Below are 8,373 nucleotides of genomic sequence, written 5' to 3'. Positions count from 1 at the left end.
GGTCGCGCCCCGTTCGCGCAGTGCGTCGGCGAGATTCGGCCGGGCCGAGGCGAGCGCCGGAGCGAGGCCGAAGAGGAGGCCGGTCGCGAGCGAGAGCGCGAGCGCGAAGAAGAGGACGCCGCCGTCGAGCGTGACCTCGGCGGCGCGCGGAACGCGCCCGCCCGACGCTGCGACGAGCGCCGGCACGCCCCAGGCGGCGAGCAGCACCCCGGCCGCGCCTCCGGCCACGGAGAGGACGACGCTTTCGGTCAGGAGCTGGCCGACGATGCGCCCCCGGCTCGCGCCGATCGCCGCGCGGACGGCGAGCTCGGCGCGTCGCGTCGTGGAGCGCGCGAGCACGAGGTTCGCCGCGTTCGCGCAGGCGATGAGGAGGACGAGGCCGACCGCGGCGAGGAGCATCGTCAGGGCGGGCCGCGCCCGGCGGACGAGCGGCTCCGCCGCGGGGACGACGCGGGCGCCCATGTTCGCGTTCGTTTCGGGATACTCCTTCGCGAGCCGTGCGGCGATCGCGTCCATCTCCGACTGCGCGCGGGCGATCGTCACGCCTTTCCTGAGCTTCGCGAAGACGTCGATGAAGTGCGCGCCGCGCACCTCCGCGACCGGGCGGCTCCCGTCGGACGACTCGTGAGCGAACGCCGTGGAGACCCAGAGCTGCGCCGCCGGCCCTCCGATCGGAAGCCGGAAACCGGGAGCGAGGATGCCGACGATCGTGAACGTCCGGCCGTTCAATCGGATCGTCGACCCGACGGCGTCTGTGCGCGCGCCGAGGACGCTGCGCCAGAACACGTCGGAGAGAACGATCGTGCGCGCGCCGGCGCGGTCGTCCTCGGGCGTGAAGAGCCGGCCGGCCTCGGGGCGAGCGCCGAGGAGCGGCAGGAGGCCGGCGGTCACCACCGCCGCCTCGACGTGCTCGGGACGCGGGCCGCCGCTGACCGCGAGGTCCATCGGATACGTGCCGCCGACTTCCTCGAAGACGGTGTTCCTCGCGCGCCAGTCGGTCATGTCGGGAAAGCTCACGGCGCCCATCTCCCGCTCTCCGCTCGAGAACGTCCGGAGAGCGACGAGGCGGTCGGCTCCGGGATACGGCAGCGGCTTGAGCAGTACGCCGCGCACGACCGAGAAGATCGCCGTGTTCGCGCCGATCCCGAGCGCGAGCGTGGCGATCGCGACGGCCGCGAAACCGGACGATCTACGGAAGGACCGCAGGGCGTAGCGGAGATCCTGGACGAGGTTCATGGTTCACTCTTCTCGCAGGGCGACCGTGGGGTCGACCCGAAGGGCCCGGACCGCCGGAGCGAGACAGGCCCCGAGCGCGACCGACATCAACACCGCGGGGACCGCGACGAACGTGACTGGATCGGCGGGCGCCACGCCGTACAGGAGCCCGGCGAGGAACCGTCCGGCCAACGCGCCGCCCGCGAGTCCGACGCCGACGCCAGCGGCCGCGAGGAGCATTCCGCGTCCGACGACGAGCCGGAGAACGTCCGAACGTCCCGCTCCCAGGGCGACGCGGATTCCGATCTCGTGCACGCGTCGCGCGACGGAATAGGAGAGAACGCCGTAGATTCCGATCGCGGCCAGGAGCAGGGCGAGGCCGGCGAAGAGCCCGGTCAGGAGCGCGCGGAAACGCGGCTGCCCCGTCGCGGCGCCGACGATCTCGTCCATCGTCAGGACGCCGTAGACCGCCTCCTCGGGATCGACGGCGGCGACCGCCCGCCGCAGCTCCGCCGCCGCCGCGTCGGGATCGCCGACCGTGCGGAGGGCGACGGCCATGCCGGACTGGGCGTTCTGGGAGTACGGCATGTACAGCTGGTTCGGGGCCGCGGAAGCGAGCGCCTCGGTTCGCGCGTCGCCGACGACGCCGACGATCGTGAACCAGTCCGGCGGATCCTCGAGGGAAATCCGTCGGCCGACCGGATCCTGGCCGGGAAAGACGTTGTCGGCGAGTCTCCGGTTGACGATCGCGACTTTCGGTGACTCCCGGGTATCGCTCTCGCGGAAGTCCCGGCCGCGGAGCAGGGGGAGGCCGACCGTGGAGAAGAAACCCGGGGTCGTGGACGCGTACACCGCGAGCAGAGGATTGCCGCGGTCGACCGGTCTCCCCTCGACCACGAACGAGAGGTTCATCTGGCGGTCACCCCGGAGCGGAAGATTCGAGATCGCTCCAGCGCTGCGGACTCCCGGCAGTGCGCGCACGAGGGCGAGGAGCCGATCGCCGAAGGCGGCGATGTCGCGGCCGCGGGGATACCGCGACTCCGGGAAGTCGAGCTCGCCGGTGAGAATTCCGTCGGACCGGAATCCGGGATCGACCGCGCGGAGCCGCCAGAAGCTCTTGAGCATCAGCCCCGCGCCGAGCAGGAGCATCACCGACAGGGCGAACTCGGCGACGACGAGGAGGCGTCCCGCTCGACTCTCCGGTGCCGCGGCACGCGGGTCGCCCTGCTTGAGCGACTCGTAGAGACGCCCGCGCACCGCGTGCAGGGCGGGCGCGACGCCGAAGAGGAGGCCCGTCGCGAGCGAGATGGCGGACGCGTAGGCGAGCGCCACGCCGTCGACCCGGACCTGGTCGAGGCGGGGGATGTCGCCCGGGCCGAACGCCCGGATGAGCGCGACTCCACCGACGGCGAGCCCGACGCCGAGCGCCCCGCCGATTGACGCGAGGACGACGCTCTCGGCCAGGAGCTGGGCGACGATCCGGCCGCGCCCCGCACCGATCGCCGCGCGCACGGCGATCTCGCGGCGCCGCGCGGTCGCGCGCGAGAGGAGCATGTTCGCGACGTTCACCGAGGCGATCATCAGGAGCAGGAACACCGCGCCGAACAGCACGTACAGGGCAGAGCGCGCGCGGCCCGCGATCTCGACGGGCAGCGGAAACGCGTCGCTGCTACGGTTGGCGTTGGTCGCGGGATACAGGCGCTGGAGCCTCCGGGCGACTGACGCCAGGTCGCTCCGCGCCGCGGCGAGACGCACGCCGGGTTTCAACCGCGCGACGACGCTCAGGTAGTGTCCTCCGCGGTTCTCGAAGCCCCTGCCGTTCGCCATCGGGACGAAGATGGCGGTCGTTGCCGAAAGGGAGGGGAGGCGGATTCCCGCGGGCGCGACACCGACGATCGTGAACGATTTCCCGTCGAGGGTGATCGTTCGGCCCACGGCCGCGCGGTCGCCGCCGAAGCGGCGGACGAAGAAGTCGTGCGCGAGGACGGCGACGTCGCCGCGCCCCTTCACGTCTTCCTCCGGGAGGAAGTCGCGCCCCGCTTCGGGAGCGAGGCCGAGCACGCGGAAGAAGCTCGCGGAAACGACGGCGCTCTCGACGTGCTCGGGCGCCCCGGCGCCGGTGAGGTTGAACGTCCAGTCGGAATAGGCCGCCATCCCCGCGAAGGACCGGGTCCGCTCGCGCCAGTCGCGGAAATCCGGATAGCTCGCGAAGACGTGGTCGCGATCTGGTCGCCGTTCCCAGAGCATCGCCAGGCGGTCGGGCTCGCGGTACGGCAGCGGCCGGAGCACGACAGCGTCCACGGCCGAGAAGATCGCGGTGTTCGCGCCGATCCCGAGCGCGAGCGTGGCGATCGCGACGGCCGCGAAACCGGGGGACTTGCGGAGGGACCGGAGGGCGTAGCGGACGTCGGCGGCGATCTGCGGGATCATGCGATTCCTCTCATTCCGCCCGGAGAGCCGCCGCCGGGTCCACACGGCCGGCCCGGCGGGCCGGAGGCCAGCAGGCCGCGAGGGCGGCCGCTCCAAGGACCGCCGCCGACGAAGCGAAGGCCCGGGCGTCCAGCGTCGCCGACTCGAAGAGGAACGCGTTCATCGCGCGTGTCAGGAAGAGCGCCAGTGCGGAGCCCGCGGCGATCCCGACGACGACGAGCCGGAACGCGTCGCGCGCGACGAGCGCGCGGATGTCGGATCCCTCGGCGCCGAGCGCGAGGCGGAGGGCGAATTCCGGGCGCCGACGGAGGAGCATGGCCGAGAGCAGTCCGTAGAGCCCGATCGCCGCGAGGAGCACGGCGACCAGCCCCGCGGAGGAGGCCACGCGCGAGGCGAGGAAGACGTCGGCCATCGACGCCGAGACCTGGTCGGCCATCGTGATGACCTCGGTGACCGGGACGTTCGGATCGACCGCGCTCGCGGTTTCCCGCAGCCGTTCGAGCATCGCCTTCGGGTCGCCGCCGACCCGGACGACGATCCTCGAGTCGATCGGCGGCCCGAACGGGAACTGCCAGTACGCGAGGTAGAAGAACGGCGGCGAACGCCGGGCGGCGGGATGGAGCTGGGAGTCCCGGAAGACGCCGACGACGGTGCAGGAAATTCCCTCGACGACGACCGTCCGGCCGAGAGGGTCGGCGCCGGGTCCCATCGCCTCCGCGAGGCTCTCGTTGACGAGCGCGACGAGCGGGGCTCCGGCGCGGTCGCCCGCGTCGAATTCCCGGCCCCGAAGTACGGGTACTCCGAGGGTGCGGAGGAAGCCGGGACCGATCTCGTGGTAGCCCGCGCGAAGCGTGCGGGCACCCCGGCCTCCGCGGCCTCCCGGCACCGCCACCGCCGCCTCGCCGGTCTGTCGCCAGGCGAATCCCGAGCCGCGGGCGAGGCTCACCGACTCCACGCCGGGCAGCGCCTCGAGGCGCCGGACGACCTCCCGGGTGTAATGCTCCGCCTTCTCCGGCGAGGCGGCGGCGAGGCGCGGACGCAGGCGCATCAGCGCGACGTGGGACGGGTCGAAGGTCCCTCCGGATCGGATCCGGGAAGCGCTGCGGGCGAGGAGCCCCGCCGCCGCGACGAGAGCGAACGAAAGCGCGATCTGTCCGCCGACGAGAATTCCGCGGTGGCGGCTTTTTCCCGTCCCCGTCCAGCCGCGGTCGTCCTTGAGCGCGTCGAGGAGGCTCGAGCGCGTCGCCTGGATCGCGGGGAGGATGCCGCAGAGCAGGCCGCCGACGAGCGCGAGAAGCAGGGAGGCGGACCAGACGCGCCCCGTCAAGGCGAGCGGGAACGCCCGGACGTATCCCTCCGAGTCCGCGGTGTAGAACGGCAGCACCGCCGCGCGGGCCCAGGCGGAAAGCACGATGCCGGCCGCGCCGCCGGCGGCCGCCAGGAGCAGGCTCTCGACGAGGAGGCGGCGCACGAGCCGCCGCGGGCTGCACCCGATGCTCCGGCGGATCGCCAGATCCTTTCGCCGCGCGGCGGCCCGGACGGCCTGGAGGGCGGCGATGTTCGCGCACGCGGCGACGAGGAGGAGAAGGGCGATCGCGGCGAGGAGGCGCAGCGACGGGAGCATCTCCCGCCGGGCCGAAGCTTCGAGCCCGAGCGCCCGATCGGCGACGAGTGAGGGGCGCCGGCGCCGGGAACGGCCGGGGGGATCGAGGTCCGGCGCGACCGCCGCGAGGCCGGATCGAACCTGGTCGAGCGTCCGCCCCGGCGCGATCCGCCCGAGAATTTCGAGCGCGCGGGACCGGCCGGCGAGAGCGTCGCCCCAGCGATATCCCGTCCGCAGCATCATGGTCGGAATCCAGAGGTCGTTGGGGCTTTCGGCATGGACGCCTTCGAAACCCGCGGGCGCGACGCCGACGACCGTGAAGCCAACGCCGTTGATCCGGACGATCCGGCCGAGGACGGACGCGTCCGCGCCGAAGCGTTCTCTCCAGTAGCGATCGCTCAGGACCGCCACCGGGTCACGATCGGGAACGGAATCCTCCGAGGGGAGGAAGAAACGGCCGAGAGCCGGCCGGACGCCGAGCGTGTCGAAATAGTTCTCGCTCACGACCGCCCCCTGCGCCTCCCGCGGTCCGCCGGGGCCGTCGACGACGAGGGGTGCAAACGAGTAGTGGGCGGCGAGCGACTGCCACCCGGGGGCCCGGTTCCGGAGCTGCCGGTATTCGGGATAGGAGAAGGCGCCGTCCTCGCGCCCGTCCTCGACCCGGTACACGCGCGCGAGCCCCTCGGGCGAAGGAACCGGGAGGGGGCGGAAGAAGATCGTCTCGGCGACGGTGAGGATGACGGCGTTCGCGCAGATCGCAAGCCCGAGGATCGCGATCGAGCTGGCCGTGACTCCCGGAAACCGGCGCATCGCGCGCAGCCCGTCCCGGAGATCGTGCAGGAGGCCGCTCATTTCATTCCTGCCGGAGCGCTTCCGCGGCGGGGAGCCGGAGCAGGCGAAGGGACGGGATCAGGATCGCCACCGTCGACGCGGCGGCGAGAACGAGCGCGGCGGATCCGAGCGACAGCGGATCGGCCGCCGCGACGCCGTAGAGCACCGCGCGGGTCAGGCCTCCGAGCGCGACCGCGATCACGATGCCCGCCGCCACGCCCGCCACGACGAGGCGGGACTGCTCCGAGAGCAACAGGGCGAGGAGGCGGGCGGGCCGCGCACCGAGCGCCGCGCGGATTCCCATCTCCCGCTGGCGCTGGGCGATCGCGTACGCGGTGATGCCTGCCAGGCCCGTGCAGGCGAGGGCGAGCGCGGCGAGGGTGAACACGGAAAGGAGGAGGATGCCGACGCGCCGGGACGCGAGGGACGAGGCGATGACTTCGTTCATCGTCCGGATCGTCACTGGGACCTCCGGGTCCACTTCGCGTGCGGCCCGCCGGGCGCCCTCGGCGATCCCCAGGGGATTTCCCGCGACGCGCATCGTCACCGTCACCGTCGATCCTTTCTGGCGCTGGGCGAGGTTGCCGTAGAAGATCGGCTCGGGAGGGGTCTCGAGCCGGCTCTCCCGGACGTCGCCGACGACGCCGACGATCGTCATGACCCGCAGGTCGCCGTCCATGTTGCCGTATTCGATCGTCTGGCCGATCGGGTCCCGGTCGGAGAATCGCCGGCGGGCGAGGGTCTCGCTGATCACCGCCACGTGCGGAGCGTCCGCGGCGTCCCGCGGCTCGAACACGCGTCCGCGGAGGAGAGGAATTCCCATCGCGGCGAAGTAGCCGCCGGTCGCGAGCGCGAAATCCGCCGACCCGGTGCGTGCCGGGTCCTTGAAGAGCCGCTCGAACGCGGAGGGGTCGGAAAGGGTCTGGCCCGGCGGCATGATCAGGAACGTCCCGTCCGGCGCGTCGCTCCCGATGGGGAGGGCGTCGGTGGCGCCGACTTTCTCGACGCCCGGCAGCCGCCCCGCGCGATCGAGCACCCGGGCGATGTCGGACCGGCGGCGGACGCGGGCGGCGTCGGAGCCGGCCTCGGGGAAATCGAGATCCATCGCGAGGACGCGGTCGGGCTGGAAGCCGAGAGGAACGTCGAGGAGCTTCGTGAAGCTGCGCGCGAGGAGCGAGACCCCCGCGAGCAGGACCACGGTGACTGCGAGCTGCCCGATCGAGAGAGCGCGCTGGGCGCGGCGCGCGCGGGCGTTGCCGGTGACCTGATGGCCGCGGAGCACGTCCGCCAGACGGCTGCCGTACTCGCCCCAGGCGGTGGCGACGGCGAGCGCTCCGGCGGCCGACAGCGCGAGGAGAACCGCTGCGGCGAGAGCGGGTCCGTCCACCGCGATTTCGGCCACGCGGGGAAGCCCGGGGGGGGCGAGCCGGGCGACGGCGCCGACGAGTCCGACGGCGACCGCGATCCCCAGGAGGCCTCCCGGGACGCAGACCGCGAGCGCTTCGGCGAGGAACGTCCGGATCAGGTCGAGGCGCCCGGCGCCGAGCGCGCGCCGGACGGCGATCTCCCTTCGCCGGGAAGCGGCGCGGGCGAGGAGCAGCGCGACGACGTCCACGCACCCCACCAGGAAGAGGGCGGCGGCCGCCGCGAGGAGGAGCAGCAGCGCGGGGCGCGTGCCGCCGACGATCGTCTCGCGAAGCGGCGTGACCGCCGCGTCGGCCATGTCCGTGAGCTTGCCCTCCCGGGCGGCGAGGCCCTTCGCGATCGCCGACAGGTCCGCTCGCGCGGCGGCGACGGGGGTTCCCGCGCGCACGCGTCCGACGACGCGGTTGTTGTGCGCGGTGCGGCTCGGCAGCCACGGGAACCGTTCGCGCGCGATCCAGATCTGCGCTCCCGCGGGGAATCGGAATCCGCCGGGCATGACGCCGACGACCGTGTGCGCAGTGCCGGCGACCCGCAGCGGGACCGACGCGAGGTCGGTCGCGGCGCCCATGTGCGACCGCCAGAAGTCGGCGCTGACGAGCGCGGCGGCCGGGCCGCCCGGGGCGATCTCGTCGCCCGCGAAGCCCCGCCCGGGCGACGGGCGAACGCCCAGGACGTCGAAGAAGCCGGCAGAGACGACGGCCACGTCGGCGCGGAGGGACTCGGCCGAGGTGGCGACGGCCTCGGTCGCCGTCGACGAGTATTCGGCGAGCCCATCGAACGTCCGGTTTCGATCGCGGAGGTCGAGGAAGTTCGCGTCGGAGACCCGCATGGCGTGTCCGCGCGCGTCGAGCTCCGCGACGTCGACGAGC

General features: G+C 73.2%; 4 protein-coding genes. All 4 read right to left on the bottom strand.

The genetic code is table 11. The features are described 5' to 3' along the window. On the bottom strand, window positions 1-1,236 hold a 1,236-nt coding region (locus tag VKH46_11735; protein HKB71508.1), incomplete at its 3' end, for an ABC transporter permease. A 3-nt stretch (window positions 1,237-1,239) separates the two neighbouring features. Beyond that, window positions 1,240-3,645 carry an ABC transporter permease gene (locus VKH46_11730; GenBank protein ID HKB71507.1) on the bottom strand — a complete coding sequence of 802 codons (2,406 nt, stop codon included), beginning with the start codon at window positions 3,643-3,645 and terminating at the stop codon, window positions 1,240-1,242. A 10-nt stretch (window positions 3,646-3,655) separates the two neighbouring features. Next, complete coding sequence (locus VKH46_11725) at window positions 3,656-6,100, bottom strand: ADOP family duplicated permease (protein ID HKB71506.1); 2,445 nt, start codon at window positions 6,098-6,100, stop codon at window positions 3,656-3,658. Window position 6,101: 1 nt separating this feature from the next. Beyond that, on the bottom strand, window positions 6,102-8,373 hold a 2,272-nt coding region (locus VKH46_11720), incomplete at its 5' end, for an ABC transporter permease (GenBank protein ID HKB71505.1).

The organism is Thermoanaerobaculia bacterium (genome assembly GCA_035260525.1).
In the GTDB taxonomy this organism is placed as follows: Bacteria; Acidobacteriota; Thermoanaerobaculia; order UBA5066; family DATFVB01; genus DATFVB01.
This window is presented reverse-complemented; position numbering and strand designations above follow the sequence as displayed.

Coding starts and splice junctions, on each gene's coding strand:
- VKH46_11730 (HKB71507.1), bottom strand. CDS start 3,645: ATGATCCCGCAGATCGCCGCCGACGTCCGCTACGCCCTCCGGTCCCTC.
- VKH46_11725 (HKB71506.1), bottom strand. CDS start 6,100: ATGAGCGGCCTCCTGCACGATCTCCGGGACGGGCTGCGCGCGATGCGC.